The organism is Rhizobium tropici CIAT 899 (assembly GCF_000330885.1).
GTDB classification, from domain to species: domain Bacteria; phylum Pseudomonadota; class Alphaproteobacteria; order Rhizobiales; family Rhizobiaceae; genus Rhizobium; species Rhizobium tropici.
In genome coordinates this window covers 1207115-1226597 of record NC_020062.1, presented here as the reverse complement: position 1 = coordinate 1226597, position 19483 = coordinate 1207115, and the positions used below count along the sequence as shown (strand labels likewise).

The window sequence follows — 19483 nt, the reverse complement described above, 5'->3', positions numbered from 1 at the left end:
CCCGCCCAAACGATCCATCGACCCCGGCTATCTTGCGACCATGGCACGCCAAACTCAATATTCCCCCCGCGGCGGATGTAGCGTGAGTTGCAAATCCCGCAAGCCACGGCTGCCGTCTCGGCTGCCGGTTGCGGCGACGGCGGTGAAGATGCGTTCGGCGTCGTCGTACATTTTCAGATTGAGGTAGCAATATCCGCGCAGCACCATCAGGTCGACGCGTTCCTGCTGCAGTTGCGCTCGCTGGTCGAGATAGAGCAAAGCCTCGTGATAGCGCTTGCCCTCGAAGGCCGAGAGGGCGCGGTCGGCCAGGATGGCGACCTGTAGTTCGGCGGCGCGCTGATGGTTCATCGGCGCCTTGGTGGCGGCAACGGACGCATCGTTGGCAAGGCCAGCTCTCAAATAGGCCAGGCTCTGCCCATAGGCTGCCTCTTCGCGCGACTTCGGATCCGCACTGTCCAAGGCGACGCCAAAGGCTTCCACTGCTTCCATGGGCCGATTGAGGTTCATCAGGCACCAGCCTCGGGAAAGAGCGTTACCAGGCGTCAGCGCTTGCGCGTTCACGGTGGTTTTGCATCCTGCCGTCTTGCGTGGCGAGCGGGTGGCGACCCGGGCGCGGGCCTGTGGTTCAGCATAATCCTGGGATGGTGCACTGCGGGTGGGCGCGATCGGCTGCTCGGGCATCTGCGCATTGACATAGGGCCGTGTCACCGGAGGTTGAGGTGCTGCCTGGGAGATTGCGGGGGGCACATTCTGCGCTGCGCCTTGCTGCATCGATGTTTGAGGCAGAGCCTGTGGTGCGGACTGTCCGGCTTGGTTGGGCGACGGCAGCGGCTCCGAGGTCGGCGTGCGCGGCGCGGGCTCGCCGAGCACCGCGATGCGTTGGGAGCGACCGGCCCACAGTCTCTGGACTTCAGCGACGCCCACACGATCGTTCAACTGATTGCGGGTAATGGCTAAGCCGTAGGCGGAGGGTTCGTCGTCCGGTTTCCAGCGCAAAGCGGTCTCGAACCAGCGGGCTGCGGCCTGCGGCTGGTTCATCGAGCGGGCAAACCACCCGAACTGCTGGGCTGTCGGGACATATTTCTGCTTCACGACCTCCGCGGCGATGCGGCCGAGGGCATCTTCGCTGAGATTGGCCGGCGGTTGCAGCGCCATCAGATTGGCGGTGGCCGCAAGGTAGGTTGCCATCGCATCCTTGGATTCATTGCGCCACTTATACATGGCGTCTTCGGCTTCCTGCGGCTTGCGATCGGCGATCAGCACCAGTGCCAAACCCTGTGAGATCGTTGCCGAATCTTCCTTCTCATGGGCGGCCTTGAACCACTGCTCGGCGTCGGGATAATTGCTGCGGCGCAAATAATACCAGCCGAGGAGCGCATCGTCGGATGCAAGACCCTGGCTGCGGGCGACACGCTCGACTTGCGAGAGATAATCCTGCGATACCACCAGCTTCGGATCGTCATTGCCCTGGGCGACGAAACGACGGGCCAGATCGGTCCTGATGCTGTCGAATTCCCGCCCGCCATTGCCATCAGGCCTTTCGAGAGCCAAAAGATCCTGCATCGGCTGATAGGGCAGCAGAGCCGCTGCCTTCTGGATGGTCGCAAGCCTTTCCTGCGGATTGGTGCAGGTTTTCAGAATATATTTGTAGGCATCTTGGCCGCGGGCAGCGCGATCGGTACGGATGAAGGCTTCGGCAACCCGCCAGAGAACATCGATATCGCTGCAGGTCAGCAGGCTCGGCGTTCTCGCGCCGATGTCGATCACGGTCTGATATTGCTTCAGATCGGAGGCATTGACGAGCCGGGTGCGGGCTTCCGCGATATCGAGCCGCTCCAGCAGATCGGCGGGTGGCTGCCAGCCGGGTTCGCTAGTCTGCCGGTCGGCGAGGGCCTTGCGCACTTCGGCGTAGCGGCCCTCCGAATAGAGCTGCCACATGGCCTCGAGCTGCTTGTCGCTATTTTGCGGAATGGCCAGCGGATCGGCAGGTGGCCTCCAATTGGGGTAGAGCGCCTGCAGCCGGGAGATTTCGGCCTGCAGTCGCGCCTTGTCGCCGCGGCTTGCAAAATAGCGCAATGCGCTTTCGTCGACCTTCGGCTGATTATCGGCAGCTTGTGCCGGGTTGGACTGCTGAGGTGATGTTGGCTGCGTAGCTTGCGGCTGTGCCTGCTCCGGCGAGGCTTGCGCGACGGAATCCGCGGCGGTCGTATTTGCCGGCTTCGCGGGAGTGTCGGAGAGAACAGCCGACGGGGCAGCCGCCTGTATATGGTCGGCAAGCGCCTGCAAGTCGGCGGGTTGTCCAGAGCTGCCGCCGGCCGAGCTGTTATCGGCGGCAAGCATCGCCTGTGGCTCGATACGTGCCGACTTTGCCAGCTTGATCTTGTCTTCCGGCGAATCGTGATCCTTCGTCGCGAGCGTGAACCCCGCCACGGCGACGGCCGTGAAAGCCATGATCAAGGTGGACTTTATAAACACTCCGGATGCTTCTCCGTGACGAAAGCCAGGCTCAACAGCTGCAAGGTGGCCGGATAGTAAAGCGATGGGGTGAACCGCCGGACCGAAGCAGGCAGTTTCGTACCGCTCACCACACACGCCACAACATCGTTAACAATTCTATAACCCACGTCGGGAAGGAGGTCCTTCGGCTTGCCGGTCGCCAGATCGATCGTGGCAGGCTCATCCTCCGTGACGGTCATTCCCTGCTGGAGGCGTGAAAGCAACGCCTTGTCGTCGATCCCGGCGCGCGCCAAGTAAAGCGGGATCCTGACGCTATTATAGCCGAATTCCGCTTCGAAGCCGTCCGCGGGTTCCGGTTTCGCCTTGAGGCTGACCCAATCGGCGGGAAGTCTACGCGGGCCAAATTGCAGGGAGCGCAGCAGGGCAAGGCCGTCGTTGCTGAGCTTCTTCCAGCGATCGGAAGGCACCAGCAGCGCCATGACGGGGATCGCTTCGAAGACCCAATAGGATGGATTGATGACCGGCCCATCCTTGCGCCCCGGTGGCCGGTAACCTTCGGCGCCTGGAATAAGCAGCGTCGTCCCTGCGGACGTGATGACAAGATGAGCAAGGATGGATCTCGCCATGCTTGCGGCCGTCTGTAGATAATCTCTGTTGTTCCAGGCCGATCCCGCCAGGGCTAGCGCGTAAGCAATCAGCAGATCGCCATCCGAAGCATTGTTCGTGTCCGCTACGTGCGGGATGACGGCCGGGTCCCATTTCCAGACGGCAAGACCGTCATCGCGTAGCAGCAGCTCCGTGCGGGTAAAATACCAGATCTGTTCGAAATCGGCCGGACTATTGGCAAGATAAGCAAGCAGCATGCCGTATCCTTGCCCCTCGCTATGGCTGATGCCGCCATTGCCGTTGTCGATGATGCGACCATTCACATCGAGGAATTTCGCCTTGTAGGCAGCCCAGGCCTGCGGATCGATTGCCGCTCGTTGAGCGGCAGCCGGTTGCGCTGTCGTCAATATGGCCACGCTGCAGATAGCAAGAACAAGGCGCCAAAGCTTCATTCGCGCCTGCCGATCTTGGAAAGAACGCTTGCCGTGCTCACGCCGAGCAGGAAGGAGCCGATCACGAACAGCAAGGCGTAGGACAATATGTTGCTGGAAAGCCAGTTTGCGGCGATCAGCCGATAGTTTGTCAGCGACCAGGGCTGGGAGACGACAAAGCTGAATCGGCTCACGGGCACCGTATCGATTTTCCCCGTCTTGCCCGAATACACCGTAATGCGACCGCCGATCTGCGACCAGGTATGTTGCGCGCTCATCGCCTCGGCGCCTGCCCGCAGGTCTCCGGCACTGGGCGCGGTGACGACGGTCCAGGTCGCGTCATTGGTGGGATTTGCCTCCTGGGCAATCAGGAAGCTGTTTGCATTCGATGGTGTGAACATCTGCTCGGAGCTGGGAATGAAGCGCAACGAGCTCAGAGTAATGTCGAAATTGCGATGCATCCATTGCTGAAAGCTCTGCATCTGTCCCTGCAATATCCCGCCATTGATGCGCGAGCGCCAATCGGCAATCGTCACGGACGCTTCCGGTATATTGCCCTGGCCAGGGGCGGGCGGACGCCAGGCGACCTGGCTCGCAGCGGAGATGTTCATTTGCGCAAGGATTGTCGACGGCAGCTGCGAAACGGATCCTATGAACAGCGCACTACGGGTGCCGACGGTATTCGGCGAGGCGGTCGGTTCGAAAGGGATCGGGTGACCGGCGGTGAGAGCCATCTGGCCTAGGAGTGTTGCGGTCGCAGACAAGGTGTCAGCATCCGGGCGGTCGATGAAGAGCGCGGCGGGCTCGGTCTCGCGGCTGTAGGGGTAGCCTGTGCCGGCGAGCGCCGCCAGATTCGGGCGCTGTGCGACCCTCGCGAAGTCCGGCACCGTGAACTGGCTCGTGTCGAATAGTGCAAATCGCGGCGTCGTGCTCGATGTCGCGGCTGGCGCGCAGGCGGTATCCTCATCGGCCAGCAACATGGCTTCAAGCGTGATCGTGTTCAGGCCAGGCTTGAAATGGCGCATGGTGATGCGGATGGGCAATTGCCGGAAAATGCCGCCCCCGGTCGCTGTGATCGGCTTGGTCGTGGCGATGCTTCCATTGACGTAGACGTCGATATGGCTGCCCGGCCGCACATCCTTGGCATAGGCTGCATCCAGCAGGATGGTCGCCTCGCCATAGGCATTCGCATAGAAATCGGAGGGGATCGCCACGTTGAAGCTGGTATGGAAACGCCGGCCGGAGAATTCTGTGGTCTTGACGCCTAGCTGTTCGAAGGAAAGGCTGGTGCCGGAATAGATCAATGGCGCGTCGGGTGCGGACCATCGCTGTGTTACCAGCAGATCTCGGCGAGTGCCGGGCGCGCGTTCGGTCGGCGACACCACCATGTCGACCGCAGACGAGATCGCCTGCCAGGAAGGACCGCTGAGAAGAAGAAGCTGCTGACCGCTGCGCGGGTCTGTCGCGAAGGTCGCCAGTGCGCCGTTTTGCGCCGCGGCCGGAACGGCAAAGACGGACTGCAGCTCCGCCGGCGTGCCGATAAGCACGGTCATTTTGCCGGGGCCAGGTGCGGTTAGGGCATCCGTGCCAAACGAAAAGGTCTGGTTCGGCATTCCGCTCAGAAGCGCCAATCCCTGTGCCAGATGCAGGATCGGCTTGGTCGTCTCTGGTTGAGCCAGGCCCGGTACGACGAGATTGAATTGCGTCTTCCCGGTGCCGTCGACACCGATCGCGCGGATGGCGTCGGTCGTCGACAGTTTTTCTGCGTCGCGGCCGGCAAAGCTGAGATAGGTTCTGGCGGGATCGATATCGGTCCAGAGCTCATACGTCGAGGCAATGTCGCAGTCGACGCGGTGTCTCTGCGTCGCCTCGAGGGTCAATAGATTGGCGCCGGGCTGAAGGAGCCCGCGCGGGATGTCGAAGCTGATATCGGACTCGTTGTCCGAGGAGCCGATCTGCTGCTGATGAACGGCGCGGTCATTCACCAGAACGGTGATCTGGGATACCTCCGGGGCGACGACAACTGCATTCTGATAGGCAAATGTGAGTTTCGCCGGGGCTGCCGCCTGCTCAGGCGTCAGATAGATCGACCAGGACTTGCGATCGGCCTCCCCCTCCAATCGCAGCTTTGCGAAGGGAACGACATAGCGCCGGAATGCCGACGCATCGTTGCCAGCGGTCGCCTGCTTCGTCTTCCCTGCCGCTTGTGGCGTTGTCTGCGCGGGAGCAACAGGCGGGACGGCTTGTGGCGCCGGAGTTTGCGGCGCAACGGCCGGCGGAGTCATGACCAGAGGCGGAGCGACTTGAGGTGCGACGGTTTGAGGAGCGCTAGCCGGAGGCGCTGCTGTTTTGGGGGACTCCGTCTGCGGCGCGGCAGTTTGCGGGATAATGATCTGAGGTACTGTCGGCGCTTCGCCCTTTGGCCGCTCGCCGGACATGTCAAACGGCGCCGTCTGTGCCTGTGCTGTAACGGCGCCAAGAAGAAGCAGGAGGATGGGGAAGGTGCGGTTCATCAGCTTCTCGCCTTCGCATCCTGCCGCTGCGTGCGATCGGAGCCCACACCTTTGAACAGATAGAGCAGGCCGCGGCTGGTCTGATAAAGCGACATGCTGAGGAACCAGAAGGTTCCGCGGATGATGCCGGGATTGCGCCGCCGCGCCTGCTGGAACTTCGTCCATTGATCGGAATTGGCAAAGACGAGATCGGCAATCAGGCGGTGGTCGGCAGCACCCTTCGGAATATATTGGCAGCCGATGGCCGTGATATCTCCCATCTGTTCGATATTGCGGACGACAATCGACAAGGTCACCATTTCGGCGCCGCTATAGGGCTGAAAGCGTATGGTTGCTTCCGAACCGACCTTAACCGGCTCCAGATCCTTGTTGAAGACGTTCAGTCTGGCGCCGTGGACCGAGACATCCTCGATGGAAGCGGAATTCCACCGTCCGTCGATCCCGAATTCGCTGCGGCGATCGACCCGCACGCGCCGTGAAGAGGCGCGCTCCCCGCGTTCGGAGACGACGCCGAGTGCGCAGCCGGAAAGGATGAGGTTGATGATGTTCCAGCCGCCGACGACAAGCGTGACGTCCGCCTTATAGGGCTCCGCATAGATGCGGTATATGGTGACCGCTAGCGCGATGATCTGCACAGCAAAGATGACGAAGAACGGGCGGCTGATTTCCGAAAGTCGGCTGACGGCAATCGATTCGTCCTTGGCCGTGACCTTGAAGGTCGGCTTGCGGGGATTGAGCATGACCGAGACGACGGCCGGCAAGAGGTGCACCGTCTGGACATATTCGTAGAGCTCGGAAATCCAGGGCCAGCGGAACGAGCCGTAGAGGTAGTTCTGCATCATCAGGTTCACGAGCATATAGGCAAGCGTATAGGCGAGGAACTCGCTGCCCGATGCGGTGAAGATCTCGAGATCGAAGAAGAGATAGAAGAGTGGCGCAAACAGGAAGATGACGCGCGGAAACGGAAACAGCCAGAACAGCGTCGACGACATGTAGCAGAGCCGCTGCGGCAGCGTCAGACCGCGCTTCAAGAGCGGAAAGCGGAAGCGCAGGATCTGCATCATGCCCTGCGCCCAGCGGCTGCGCTGGCCAATGAAGCTTGCGAAGGTCGCCGGCTGCAAGCCGGCAATCAGCGGCTTGTCGACATAGATGCTGTTCCAGCCCGCACCATGAAGCGCAAGCGCGGTTTCGCAATCTTCCGTGATGCTAATGCCGCTAAAACCGTTTTGCGATTGCAGCGCCTTGCGGCTGAGCACGGCGGCTGAACCGCAGAAGAAGGCGGCATTCCATTTATCGAGGCCGCGCTGAATGATGCCGTAGAACATTTCGTTCTCGCTCGGCATGCTGTCAAAGGTGCGCAGGTTGCGCTCCAGCGGGTCCGGATTGATGAAGAAATGCGGGGTTTGAACCAGAAAGAGCTTCGGGTCGTCCTCGAAGTAGCCGACGGTCTCGCGCAGGAAATCACGCGCGGGCGCATGGTCCGCATCGAAAACGGCGATCAGTTCGCCGTTCGAATGCTCCAACCCGTTATTGAGGTTGCCCGCCTTGGCATGTTCGTTGCGGTCGCGCGTCAGATATTCGACATCGAGATCGACGCAGAGCCGCTTGAGTTCGTCATGGCGGGCGATTGCCGCCTGCGATTCCAAAATCTTCGTCGAATTGCGCTTCTGCAAGGTGCCGCCATCGTCAAGCAGCCAGACCCTCAGCTTATCGGCCGGATAGTCCATAGCCTTGGCGGAGGCGAGCGTGTTGGCCAGAAGATTGGTATCTTCGTTATAGGACGGCACGAAGACATCGACGCTCGGGAAGTTCTTGGTTTCGGAAGCGCGCTTGGTGCGGGGCGGCAGAGGCGTGGCGACGATGAAGAGGCTGAGCATCAGCATCGCGACATTGTACATTTCGGCGAGGTAGAGCAGCAGGCCGGGAATGAAGTTTTCCGGCTGATTGACGGGCGGCAGCGTATAGGATGTGCGCCAATAGACATAACGCAGCACGATGGCGGTGCCGAAGGCGAGGGCCACCAGCCGCCAGGTTCCCTGGCGCTTGAGGATCTTGATGATCGCCATCAGGGTAACGACCACCGTGCTGGCAATCAGCTGCGTTTGAAGGTTGACCGGCAAGGTGATCAGCACAATCCCGCATAGCGCTATCACGGCCCATATCAAGATGCTGCGTGCAGTCTGCATCGGTGTCCCTTCAAAGGTATTGCCAGACGCCATCCTGGCGCCCCCAAGCGGCGCCGCCTACTAGCGGCACCCCTGAGATATGCCAGTTGCCCTGTTACAGTCCGGTAAAGGCACGATCATATTGCTTGCAGTATTTGCAGGCGGTGGTGCAGCTGACGAACTCGTGCCGCTTCCGCCATTGGTTTGAGATGGGTCGCTTCCACCATCCGGCAGCGGTACGCGCGGTCCAGTCATTGGCGGCAGCGCTGGTGCCGTCTGCGGCTGAGGTTGGATCACGACCGGCCGGCGCCTGATTGTCGGGCGCATTGTGACGGGGGCGGACTGGTAGCCGATGCTGATCGGCGCAGTGCGGTAGGGTGCCGCGTCGGGATAGACCGGTTCGCCGGGCTTGCCGAGAGCAGCATCAGCACCGCGCGGTGCACCGAAAGGATTGAGCGCGGCGCCGGCAAAATGGCCAGCGATCGTATAACCGTAGACCGTGCTCAATAGCTCGCGTTCGCTCGCATGGGCATCGCAGAGCCGGATGCGCACCTGCACCATGCCGAAATTGCGCTGCTCCTGCTGTGGCGCAAAACCGGCCTTCACCTGCTGCCAGGCATAAAGACATGTATCGCCCGCCCGGCTCTGGCCGGAAGCATAGCCGAACGGCCCGTAGCTGTTCTGGACGAAGGTTGCCGAGCGCGCGAGCCGAACGCCAGGTATTGCTGCCGCCATTTCGCGAGCAATCACCCGGTCGCTGATCGTATCGAACGGCCGGCTCCCAGATCCCGGATTGGGGCCGGTTATGCCTTGAAATTGGATCTTGAGGAAGTTCTGGCCTGAGACGGAAGACGAGGTGGAAAGCGCGATCGTCTGCTCGACATCCTTGCCATGCCTGCGCTCGACCACGTTTATGATCGCCGGTCCGCCAGGTGGCGAAAATGCCAGCGCCTTGTCACTTGTGACAGTTTCCACGCCGATCGATTGGCGAACCTGACCGGTTGTGGTGCAACCAGCCCCGATACAGGCCAACATTATCAAAACTATCGTCTTTGAAAAATGCATCTTTTAGATCGCGGCAATCCTGGTCACGTTCATCGGCAAATTGCGCGACGGTCTTTGGAATCAAGCCCTTGTATTCACTATAGCAAATAAAGGTGATTATGGTTAACCGATGGTTAATTTCGCCCATTGGAGTGCCGGAAGAGGCCAGAAATGCGCAGCCAATGCGCTCCATCGTGCCGAATGCACGAAGCACGATATTTTTCCTAAGAAGGGGCTGCAACTTTAGGCGGCAAGCCTATGAATTTCAGAATGATTTCTTTCTTCGAAGTGCGATCTGGACGGCCCGGTTCAGCGCGACCGGAAGGACCGACATGTGGTTCTCTGCGGCATATTCCTCAAAGGTAATCGTTCCTGTGGATGACACTAGTTTGCCCCATCTCTCAGCCATCTCGCGGGCAAGTTCTATCGTGCGCGTTTCCTTCGCACGTTCCTGTCGTTTTTGCTCCTCGGCGGTGCCTTTGTGGAAGGGCGCGAGGTTCTCGCCTTCATACTGACCGGCGGAAAGATGCAGTACCAGGTCGAGCGGCTCTTGGTGCCTGTCGAGGAATTCTCTCTCCATCGAAAGAATGGCGGCATCTTCCCAGTAGATCGCCGGGCTTGCGGAAATCCAGCGGCTGAAGGCATCAGGTTTGCAAAACAGCGCGTAGAGCGTGAACAGGCCACCAAACGAATGGCCGAAAAGCGTCTGGCGCGAGCGGTCGATCGGAGCCTGCTGTTCTATCCAGGGTTTGAGTTCGTCCTCGATCAGCGTCAGAAAGCGTTCAGCACCCCCGGTCTTTACATCCGGCGTATCGGGAAAGAACGGCGGATAGACCCGTCCGGGCGGCGGGCTCAAATCCCAGGACCGGCGAAGCGGGTCATATGACTCGTCCGTGGGATAGCCGATGGCAACGATGACGCCTTCCGCGACATTGGTTCCGTTCGGATAGCTCGCCTGCACCTTCAGCGCGTCGACGGCGGTCGCAAAGCAGGCGTTGCCGTCGGTCAGGTATAGGATCGGCCAACCCTCCGGCGGTGCCGGTTTGTCCGGGCGATAAAGAAAGATCCTGTGCGGATGATCGGCATTGTCAAACTTCAGGTCAATGAATGAGCAGCCGGGAAGGGTGGCCGGCGCCAGAATGGAAGCGGCATTGTGTGATGATGTATGAGACATGGCCTCTCCGGCTGACCGATCATATGGGGCGCCGGAATAACAGCGCCGATATTTGCAGAAAGATGATGAAAAATCTCATATTATTGCTGGCGCGATCTGGCAAGCGGGCCAAATGCTTTGCTAAGCGTAATCTTCAGGTGTCTTCCACAATCCCGTGTTCGGCCATCGGAGCCATTCTGCAACATGAGAGTGGAAACGAATAAAAAATATGACTCTCGTACTCATGTATTCTTGACGCCGGCTGCGCCTGCGAACTAATTTGCGCCATCTTTTTCCGAGACGGGCAGGCGCGAAGGGCTTATGAAGCAGAAATCCCATAACTATATCAGTAATTTGACACGTAAGAGATTCCAGCTTGCAGGCGGCGCCACCGCACTTGCGACAGTGTTTGCTTTAAGTGGAAATGCCTTTGCACAGGACGCTGCGGCCACTGCGAATGATGGAGGTGCCACCCAGCTCGCGCCGATCGTCGTCAGCGGCCAATCGAGTGACGCAAGCGACAATACGACCGTAGCGGCAAAGAAGAGCCAGGGCGCCACCAAGATCAATACGCCCCTGGTCGAAACCCCTCGCTCGGTTTCAGTGGTGACCAAAGAGGAGCTCGAACAGCGCGGCGCTCAGGATATCGTCGAGGCAGTGCGCTATTCCGCCGGCGTCCAGACCGGCTCCTATGGCTTCGATCCGCGCTTCGATCAGGTCTATATTCGCGGCAATGATGTTACGACCGACGGCGACTATCGCGACGGGCTGCGGCAGCCCTACATGAACTATGCGATGTTCCGGACCGATCCTTATGCGCTCGACCGTGTCGAGATCATCAAGGGACCGGTATCCGTGCTCTATGGCGCCGGTTCGCCGGGCGGGATCGTCAATAAAATATCGAAGCTGCCGACCGAAGAGACGATCAGGGAGGTCGGCGTTCTCTATGGAACGTCGGATCGTGCCCAGACGATGTTCGATTTTGGGGGCAGGGTCAATCAGGACGATGACAGCATGCTGTATCGCATCGTCGGCCTGGCGCGAAAGGGCGACACCAATTTCGATATCGCCGACGATCGTTATCTGATCCAGCCGTCCTTCACCTGGAAGCCGGACGACACGACGAAAATCACCATCTATGGCTCGGCGCAATCCACCGAGACGGACGCAAATCCCGGCGCAATGATCGGCCCCGATGGCAATGTTCTCGATTATCGCGACAGCGACCCGGATTACGATTATCAGAGGACCAAACAGCAGCAGGTCGGCTATCAGTTCGAGCATAAGTTCGACGGCGGCTTTACCTTCCGCCAGAACCTCCGTTTCTCTCATCTGGATTTGAAGTCACGCTATCTCAGTACCCTCGGCTGGGTCGGAGACGTCGCCCAGCGCGGCGCGACGGCGGTCGGCGACAGGATGAATGTCTTCCAGGTCGACAACCAGCTCGAATCCAAATTCGATACCGGTCCGGCAGCCCATACCATGCTGTTCGGCCTCGATTATACCCGCATGAGCGATTCCTTCGCCTATGGGATGGATGCGACGACCAGCCCCGCCTATGACTTCGATATCAGCAATCCGAGATATGGCGTATCCGGCCCGACACCGGCCTATAATTTCAGCCGGGTTGACGCGAGCCTGCAGCAATTCGGCGCCTATGCCATGGATCAGATCGAACTCGACAAGTGGCGCTTCACGCTCGGCGGCCGTCAGACCTGGGTGAAGCAGTCGACCGACACCACCATTGTCTCCACTGATACGACAACCAAAGACAGCTTCAACAAGAATGCATTTTCCTACCAGGCTGGCGCGCTCTATCTCTTCGACAATGGCATTGCGCCCTTCACCAGCTATTCGACCTCTTTCAATCCGGTCACGCAGCGGTCTGCATCCGGCAGTATTCTCGATCCGACCAGGGGCGAACAGTACGAGCTTGGCGTAAAATACCAGCCGCCAGGCACCGACATTCTGCTTTCGGCCGTCGCCTATCATCTGGTGGAGAAGAACAAGCCGGTTCTCGTCGATCCGCTGATGGGCATTTATGCCTCGCTCGGTGAAGTGACCAATAAGGGGATCGAACTGGAAGCCAGGGCAAACATCACCGATGGCTGGGATGTGGTCGCCGCCTATGCCTATAACCACTCCGAAATCACGCGTGGTGACAATGCCGGAAACGCACCGGCCGTAACGCCCCAAAACATTGCCAGCCTGTGGTCGAACTACACGTTCCAGGATGATTCGGCTGCAAAGGGGCTGACCGTCGGCGCCGGCATTCGCTATACCGGCGAGACCTACACCAGCACGGCCAATGCCGACAAGAATGATGCAAGCGTCTATCTCGATGCGGCCGTGTCTTACGACTTCGGCGCGGTCGATCAGAAATATAAGGGCCTGATTGCAAGCGTCGATGTCCGCAACATCGCCAACCGCCGCCTGACGGTTTGCAACGAAGGCTATTGCTACCTCGGGCAGGGCCGCAACGTCACGGCCTCGCTGAAGTATCGCTGGTAAGCTTATCAGGGCGCCGTATTCTGTGCGGCGCCCGCTCCACCCCGATAACCTCCTTTCGTCGGCTGAACTCGACCTTACTGTCAGCAACGCTATTTTGCAGCCTAGGCCTGTTGCATAAGATACCCGCATTCTTGCCGACGCGGCGATGAGGCTGTAGCTGGCAGAAAATGTGCCCGACCATCCCATCGCGAGGTTCCGTATGGCTGAGGTTCTTTTGTTCCACCACGCACAGGGATTGACCCCCGGTGTGCGAGCATTCGCTGATGAGTTGCGGGGTGTCGGTCACATCGTGCACACGCCTGACCTATTCGATGGACGCACTTTCCCAAGCATCGAAGAGGGGCTCGCCTATATCGGCGATGTTGGATTCGACGATATGCGGGAGCGCGGCGCTCGCGTCGCTGACGATCTGCCTCCTGCGCTCGTCTATGCCGGGTTCTCGTTCGGTGTGCTGCCTGCGCAGAAACTGGCCCAGACACGGCCCGGAGCCCGAGGAGCTCTCTTGTTCCATTCCTGCCTGCCGATCAGTGGCGAATGGGCGTTCGGCCCTTGGCCAGATGGCGTGCCTGTCCAGATTCACGCGATGGAAAACGACCCGATCTTCGTAGGCGAGGGTGATATCGATGCCGCCCGGGAGATTGTGGCAAAGGTCGAGGACGCGAAGCTTTTCCTCTATCCCGGCGATCAGCACTATTTCGCCGATAGTTCGCTTCCGTCGTATGATGCGGGCGCAACCGCGCTGCTGACGAGCCGAGTACTTGAGTTCCTGGATCGCGTCTGATCGGAGCCAATGTTTTGATTTGAACTTGGTTCCCGAAAGTGGTCGCACAGCAACGCAAGCAATCTGCCCGCCTTCGGCTAGCAAGTATCCCGTTTGCATATATGCCGCGCTCGGGATCGCCCACTACGTGAGACTATGCCGCCCTTCGCCGTTTCATCAGCAAGATCAACAGCAGCGGAGCGCCGACGAGAGCCGACACAAGGCCGGCTGGCATCTGATAGGGAAAGGCGATCATCCTGCCGAACCAGTCCGCAAGCACCATGAGACTGCCGCCGGCGAGTGCTGCACCTGCAAGCTGAGGAGCCGCACGTCGCAAGCCAAGCTCGCGCGCCAGATGCGGCCCCATGAGGCCGATGAAGCTCAAGGGCCCGACGACAAGGGTGGCGGCCGCGGTCATGGCGGCGGCAAGGGCAAATAGGCAGGCACGGGCAAAGTTGACGCGAATGCCGATTGCCTGCGCCGCCTGAGCCCCAAGCGGCAACAGATCGAGCCAGCGATGAGCCAGAAAGGCAAGCCCAAGGCCCGCTGTCGCTGCAGTCGTCGCCGAAATTGCCTTTGGTGTATCAACGAGATAAGTCGATCCGCTCATCCATTGCATGACGATCATAGCGCGCGGATCGCCGCTCGCGGCCAACACGCTGATGAAGGAATCCAGTATGGCGCCCAGCGCGATGCCCGTCAGAAGCACTCGTTCCGGCGCGAAACCGGATCGGATGCCGAACAGGAAAATGGCGATGAGCACGGCGAAGGCACCGATACCGCCGAAGCCCAGTTGTGCGACCATGCCGGGAGCGGGCAGAAGGAAAAGCGCGGCGGTGACGCCGAGGGTAGCGCCTGCCGAAATGCCCAGAACCTCCGGACTTGCCATCTCATTGCCGCTGAGGCGTTGCAGGATCGCGCCGACGACGCCAAGCATGGCACCCGCAGCAAAGGCGCCGGCGATGCGCGGCAGACGATAGGGCAGCACGTCGGGCCAATGGAGATAGGCAAGCAGCGTCCATGTCCCATCCGGTGCGCGCCCGAAGAAGATCGCACCGGCCAGGAGAAGGACGAGCGCCGGAACTGATGCAAGCAAGAGTACGCGCGGCGTATGTAAGGCGCGGCTCGCATTCTGAGAGGGAGAGGGCGCGCTGCGCTGCACGGCCTTCAAACGCGGCAGCATCAGGAGTAGCAACGGTGCGCCTAGCAGTGCAGTAATAGCGCCCGTCGGCAGGAAGGTCGAAGAAGCCCCCGAGAGCAGCACGAGGGCTTCATCGGTCAGCAGCAACAAGCCCGCGCCGATGAGGGGTGACCAGATGAGCTGGCTCTTCATCTGTCTAGCGCCGGCAAGCTGGGCGATGCGCGGCGCGATGAGACCGATGAAGCCGATAACGCCGACGGCGCTGGTGACGATCGCGGCAAGCGCAATCGCGATGCAAACGGCGGCAATGCGCGTGCGTTTGACCGACAGGCCGAGTCCGCTCGCGCCGCTATCGCCCAGCTCCATGAGTGCGAGCGGCCGTGCCATCAGCAAGGCCGCGGAAGACAGGATGGCGATTTTCGGGAGAAGGGAAAGCGGTATGGTCCAGCTTTGCTGCGCCAGCGATCCGGCGCCCCAGATGAAGAGGCCGGCGAGATAGCGATCGTTCATCAAGACGAGAATGGCGGCAAGCGCTCCGCTCCAGACGCCGACGATCAAGCCGGCAAGCACCAGCGCCAACGGCGAAAAGCCGCGTCTTGCACCGATCAGGAAGACGACGGCAGCGGCAGCGGCGCTCCCGAACAGGGCAACGGCATCGCGGCTGAGACCCTGAAGAGCGGGAAAGGCAAGCATGACAGCAACAAGCGCAAGATTGGCGCCTGCGGAAATGCCGAGCGTGGAGGGCGAGGCGAGCGGATTGCGCAGTACCTGCTGCAGCAGGCTTCCGGATAGCGAGAGCGCGGCACCCGCCAGCAAGGCGGTGACGATCCTCGGCAGCGTCGAATAGATGAGTAGCAGGCGTTGCGGGTCGTAGCCTGCTTTCTGCCCGAACAAGCGTGAAACATCAGGCGCCAGTTGATGCGAGGCGAGCAGGCTGGCGAGCGCGAACAGCGTCAGGGCCACGGCTGGAGCACCAAGGCCGTTATTTGCTTCGGTGCGGATCATGCGAATGTTTCCAGATGGTCAAGCAATATGCGCGCGAAACGCTGCGCTTCCTGCACCATGCCGAACATCAAGGTGCCCGGCAGCACGGAGACGCGCCCGGCTCGGACAAAGGGAAGGCTGGTCCACAACGGACTATCCTGGAGATTGTCGAGCACATTTGGCGGAAGCAGGGGTTCGAATGCGATCAGACGCAAGCTTTGATCGAGCGTCGCCAATTGCTCCAGCCCGATCGTCTCGAAGCCCCAGTAATCGCCAGGCCTGGTCCAGGCGTTTTTGAGGCCGATCCTGGTCATGACGTTCTGGTAGAGGCCTGCGCCGCAATAAATGCGAGCATGGCGCGGATCGACAAAATTAATGAGCGCCAACGGCGGAGGGTTGAGCTTTTTGACGCGGTTTGCGCAGTCATCGAAGAATTGTTCCGACCGGGCAAGGAATTCTTCCGCCTGTTGCCGCCGGCCGATGGCGTCGGCCAGCCGACGCGTCGCCTCGATGGAGCGTGACAAAGCCTCGCCGCCTTCAGCATAAACCGTCAGTTCCAGGACCGGCGAAATCGCCTCCAGCTGCGGCTTCAAAGGCGCGAGATAGGGCGTGGTCAGGATCAGCGCCGGTTTGACGCTTACCAGGACCTCGAGATTGATCTCGCCAGTGGTACCGAGATCGACGACGCCAGCAGGCATTTTCGGTTCGACGACCCATGTGTCCCAATCGGCGAGCGAAGCGATGGCGGCGGGCGCTACCTCGAGCGCCAGCAGTGTCGAGGCGAGCCCATAATCGAGGGAAACGATCGGGCCGGACATGGTTTCTGCAGCTACTCTCACTTGCGGAACGGCAAAAAACGCCGCGGCGGCAAGCAGCGTGCGGCGCGAAAGCATCAGGTTCTCGAGGCTGCTTTCAGATGACATAGGCAAGCGGCGTTCCGTGTACGGGATGGGCGGTGACGCCCATGTTTGTGCCGTAGATCATATTGAGCGTTTCGGCCTTCATGAGGGTCGGCGACAGGCCTGCCGCAATGAGGCGCCCTTGCTTCAGCGCATGCAGATGATCGCAGAAATGTGCCGCGACATTGATATCGTGCAGGACGAGAATGACGCTCAGATCCTTCGTCCGGCAAAGCTCGCGCACGAGCCCGAGGATTTCCATCTGGTGGGCGATGTCGAGTGCCGATGTCGGCTCGTCGAGCAGCAGGCAGCGGCTGTCCTGCGCGACCAGCATGGCGATCCAGACACGCTGGCGCTCGCCGCCGGAGAGCGTATCCACCATGCGGCCCGCCAAGGTATCGACATGCGTCAGCTTCATCGCTGTTTCCACCTTTGCCCGGTCGACATCGGTGAAGCGCCCGAGCGCACCGTGCCAGGGATAGCGCCCGCAGGCGACGAGTTCCTCGACGGTCATGCCGGCCGCCGATGAGGTGTCCTGCGGCAGATAGGCGACAGCGCGCGCAAAGGCACGCATATCGTAGGAGCCGGCGGCCACGCCATCGAACAGGATGCGTCCGCCCGTCGGCTGAATCTGTCTGGCAAGCATCTTGATCAGCGTGGATTTGCCGGAGCCGTTATGGCCGATCAGACCGGAAATCTCACCCGCCTTGAAGCTGATATCGAGCGGGTGAAGAATGGTTTTGCCGTCGACCTCGAAACGCAGGCCTTCCGTCGCGAAGACCGTTGCGTGACTTTGATCGTTTCCGGTGATCCTGTCGTTTTTCATTATCATTCCTGCTGAAGCCCACCGGCTCCCTAAAATTCCGGTCGCCGGTGAGCGATGCGTTAGTTGATCGAGGTCAATGGCTTGACGAAGAAGAGACACGGATCGCTTTCGCGCCAGAGGGTTGGAAATATCTCGGCACGGATGAAGCCGTTTCTGTCGTAGAAGGCGCGTGTCTTTTCATACTGCGGTTCGTCCCGGCCGCGCGGCGCGAGCGTCTTGACCGTCAGAAGCTTGCAATCGGAAGAGCGGGCGAAGGTCTCGGCCGCGGACAGCAATCGCTTGCCGACGCCGCTGTGGTGATGCCGGCGCCGCGTTGCGATCACGAGAATCTCCATCGCAGATGGCGGATGGGCGCGCAGCGACACGAAGCCGGCCACAGTATCAGCCTCGACGCAGCCGAACATCGGCAGGCTTTCCACAGCGCCGGCGCAAGCTTCGATGACATCCGGATCGGCGAACCAGTCGGTGAGTTCCGACATGATGTCACGACAGATGGCGCCTTTGGATTTGGTTATCTCGATGGTTTCCTGCATCTATTCCTCCCTTTCCTCGTTGTGGAGCACTGATTGCAGACCGGGGGAGTGCGCGGCCATCAGGCCCGTATCTCCCGCACGCGTGTCGGCCGGTTTCGCCTGTGAGTACCGCCTGCATCGCAGTCATGCGCGGCTTCGAGCGAGATTGCGGCGAGGCAACGCGAATGAGCTTCGCGCAGAAGCCCGCATACGAGCGCGCAGGACACACCTGCCTCTTTGGCGATGGTTTTCTGAGGGACGTCGTCGAAGTAATGCTCCTCATAGAACTTTCTGGTTCTTGCGGGCATGGCTTCGACGGTGCAGCGGAAGGCCTTGTAGGCTTGAGCTTCGTGAAGATGTTCCTCGGGACTTCCATAGGCGGAGGTATTGCCGCCGACTTCCTCTTCAAGGAAAAGGCCGCGCTCATATTGCAGTCGCCGCATATGATCCGTCGCCAGATTGCGCACCATGCGCATCACATATGGCGCGGGTGCCGCTATATCCGCCTTCAGCGGTTTGGAAATCAGCTGCAGGAGAACCTCTTGCACCACATCCTCTGCCAAGCTCATGCAGCCGGTGATCCGGCGTGCGACGGAGAGGAGCTTCGGATAGGCGTGAAGTGCTGTTTGGAGTTGCTCATTGGAAGTCGACTGCGAATGGTTGGCAATCATGTCGGGCTCTCGCTGAAATCCAAAGTTGCATTTCTGTGTGCCCCTCTTTTTGAAAGGGAACCTATAAAACATGACAATGGTAGTCAAGATAGCGGAGTCGAAAAGTGAAGCATCTCCTAAATCACGGTTTATCCACCTGATTTTATTTTAATTTTTTTGGCGATCTAGAAGAAAATCCCGCTTTTGTGATGCTGCCATTGCGGCCGCGCCGTAGCGTTTGATGTCGCGATAGCCCACTGAAAACCTCTGCTTTCTCCGTCGCTTATCCGACCCGAATGGATGAAAATCGCTTCGCCCAATACCTGGGCTTTGCTTCCATTGGTTGCGTTTTCGGATGTCAGTATCACGCTTTGCGGGTTGGCTAGAAAACCCTGACCGAAGCATTTCAGCGCGGCTTCTTTCTGGACCCAATAGGCGAGAAAAACATCGCGGCGATGTCGCTCATCCAATTGATCGACTTGATTGAGCTCTTGTTCGGAAAGGATCATCGGCATGATCTCGGAGGCTTCCTGCTCCGAAAACGCGTCGAGGCGCTCGATATCGATGCCGATGCTGCCGCCGCGGCAGATCGCGAGCGCTACGCGGTCTTTCGTGTGCGACAGATTGAAATCGATGTCGGGATAATCGCGCAGGTAGGGTCTGCCGGAAGGGGTAATCGCAAGACAAAGTGCTTGCGGGGCGCAGCCAAGCCGATTGGCGAGAATGCTTCGGCATAGGACCCGTCCGGCAACGAAAAGGCGCCGCGCCGTGCACGATCTGAATGCTGCGGCACGGCTTTTTTCTGCCTCGCTCAAAATCGAGCCCGGCACG

At 60.0% G+C, this 19483-nt stretch carries 15 protein-coding genes; 2 read left to right on the top strand and 13 right to left on the bottom strand.

Translation table 11 applies throughout. From position 1 onward, the window contains the following. Positions 1–54 precede the first annotated feature (54 nt). From RTCIAT899_RS27730 to RTCIAT899_RS27705, 7 genes are read right to left on the bottom strand one after another with little or no spacing between them, the layout of a single operon-like run. Positions 55–2469, bottom strand: a complete 2415-nt coding sequence (locus RTCIAT899_RS27730; protein WP_041678425.1) for a cellulose synthase — start codon at positions 2467–2469, stop codon at positions 55–57. Continuing rightward, on the bottom strand, positions 2466–3515 hold the full coding sequence (locus RTCIAT899_RS27725; RefSeq protein ID WP_015343160.1) for a family 8 glycosyl hydrolase: 1050 nt from the start codon (positions 3513–3515) through the stop codon (positions 2466–2468). Before RTCIAT899_RS27725 ends, RTCIAT899_RS27730 begins: the two co-directional genes overlap by 4 nt. Continuing rightward, positions 3512–6007 (bottom strand): cellulose biosynthesis cyclic di-GMP-binding regulatory protein BcsB, encoded by a 2496-nt coding sequence (locus tag RTCIAT899_RS27720; RefSeq protein WP_015343159.1) that lies wholly within the window; start codon positions 6005–6007, stop codon positions 3512–3514. The genes RTCIAT899_RS27725 and RTCIAT899_RS27720 overlap by 4 nt, the downstream gene beginning before the upstream one ends. Beyond that, a complete protein-coding gene (gene bcsA / locus RTCIAT899_RS27715) occupies positions 6007–8193 on the bottom strand; it encodes a UDP-forming cellulose synthase catalytic subunit (RefSeq protein WP_015343158.1) in 2187 nt (728 codons plus the stop codon). The genes RTCIAT899_RS27720 and bcsA overlap by 1 nt, the downstream gene beginning before the upstream one ends. A 60-nt stretch (positions 8194–8253) precedes the next feature. Continuing rightward, positions 8254–9237, bottom strand: a complete 984-nt coding sequence (gene bcsN / locus RTCIAT899_RS27710; RefSeq protein ID WP_041678210.1) for a cellulose biosynthesis protein BcsN — start codon at positions 9235–9237, stop codon at positions 8254–8256. Next, the gene (locus RTCIAT899_RS33715; RefSeq protein WP_162531107.1) at positions 9128–9430 is read right to left on the bottom strand and encodes a hypothetical protein; all 303 of its coding nucleotides are present in this window, start codon (positions 9428–9430) and stop codon (positions 9128–9130) included. The genes bcsN and RTCIAT899_RS33715 overlap by 110 nt, the downstream gene beginning before the upstream one ends. A 51-nt stretch (positions 9431–9481) precedes the next feature. Continuing rightward, positions 9482–10390, bottom strand: coding sequence for an alpha/beta hydrolase (locus RTCIAT899_RS27705; RefSeq protein ID WP_015343156.1), 909 nt, complete (start codon positions 10388–10390; stop codon positions 9482–9484). 300 nt (positions 10391–10690) lie between these two features. On the opposite strand from RTCIAT899_RS27705, the gene RTCIAT899_RS27700 reads away from it, so the two are divergent. Both RTCIAT899_RS27700 and RTCIAT899_RS27695 read left to right on the top strand, forming a co-directional pair. Then, positions 10691–12880, top strand: coding sequence for a TonB-dependent siderophore receptor (locus RTCIAT899_RS27700; protein ID WP_015343155.1), 2190 nt, complete (start codon positions 10691–10693; stop codon positions 12878–12880). Positions 12881–13079: 199 nt separating this feature from the next. Continuing rightward, entirely contained in the window at positions 13080–13661 is a 582-nt protein-coding gene (locus RTCIAT899_RS27695; protein WP_041678209.1) for a dienelactone hydrolase family protein, read from the top strand. Between the two features lie 133 nt (positions 13662–13794). Here the strand turns inward: RTCIAT899_RS27695 and fhuB are convergent, their stop codons facing one another. The 6 genes from fhuB to RTCIAT899_RS34455 all read right to left on the bottom strand — a co-directional run bounded on the left by fhuB (position 13795) and on the right by RTCIAT899_RS34455 (position 19482). Continuing rightward, positions 13795–15786: a Fe(3+)-hydroxamate ABC transporter permease FhuB gene (fhuB, locus tag RTCIAT899_RS27690; protein WP_015343153.1), complete on the bottom strand. Its 1992-nt coding sequence runs from the start codon at positions 15784–15786 to the stop codon at positions 13795–13797. Beyond that, a complete protein-coding gene (locus RTCIAT899_RS27685) occupies positions 15783–16688 on the bottom strand; it encodes an iron-siderophore ABC transporter substrate-binding protein (RefSeq protein ID WP_041678208.1) in 906 nt (301 codons plus the stop codon). Before RTCIAT899_RS27685 ends, fhuB begins: the two co-directional genes overlap by 4 nt. Continuing rightward, positions 16678–17490, bottom strand: coding sequence for an ATP-binding cassette domain-containing protein (locus tag RTCIAT899_RS27680; RefSeq protein WP_015343151.1), 813 nt, complete (start codon positions 17488–17490; stop codon positions 16678–16680). The genes RTCIAT899_RS27685 and RTCIAT899_RS27680 overlap by 11 nt, the downstream gene beginning before the upstream one ends. Positions 17491–17549: 59 nt before the next feature. Then, positions 17550–18023 carry a GNAT family N-acetyltransferase gene (locus RTCIAT899_RS27675; RefSeq protein ID WP_015343150.1) on the bottom strand — a complete coding sequence of 158 codons (474 nt, stop codon included), beginning with the start codon at positions 18021–18023 and terminating at the stop codon, positions 17550–17552. A gap of 59 nt (positions 18024–18082) precedes the next feature. Next, positions 18083–18673 (bottom strand): sigma-70 family RNA polymerase sigma factor, encoded by a 591-nt coding sequence (locus RTCIAT899_RS27670; protein ID WP_015343149.1) that lies wholly within the window; start codon positions 18671–18673, stop codon positions 18083–18085. A 164-nt stretch (positions 18674–18837) separates the two neighbouring features. Next, positions 18838–19482 (bottom strand): 4'-phosphopantetheinyl transferase family protein, encoded by a 645-nt coding sequence (locus tag RTCIAT899_RS34455; RefSeq protein ID WP_280117194.1) that lies wholly within the window; start codon positions 19480–19482, stop codon positions 18838–18840. Position 19483: the final 1 nt, after the last annotated feature.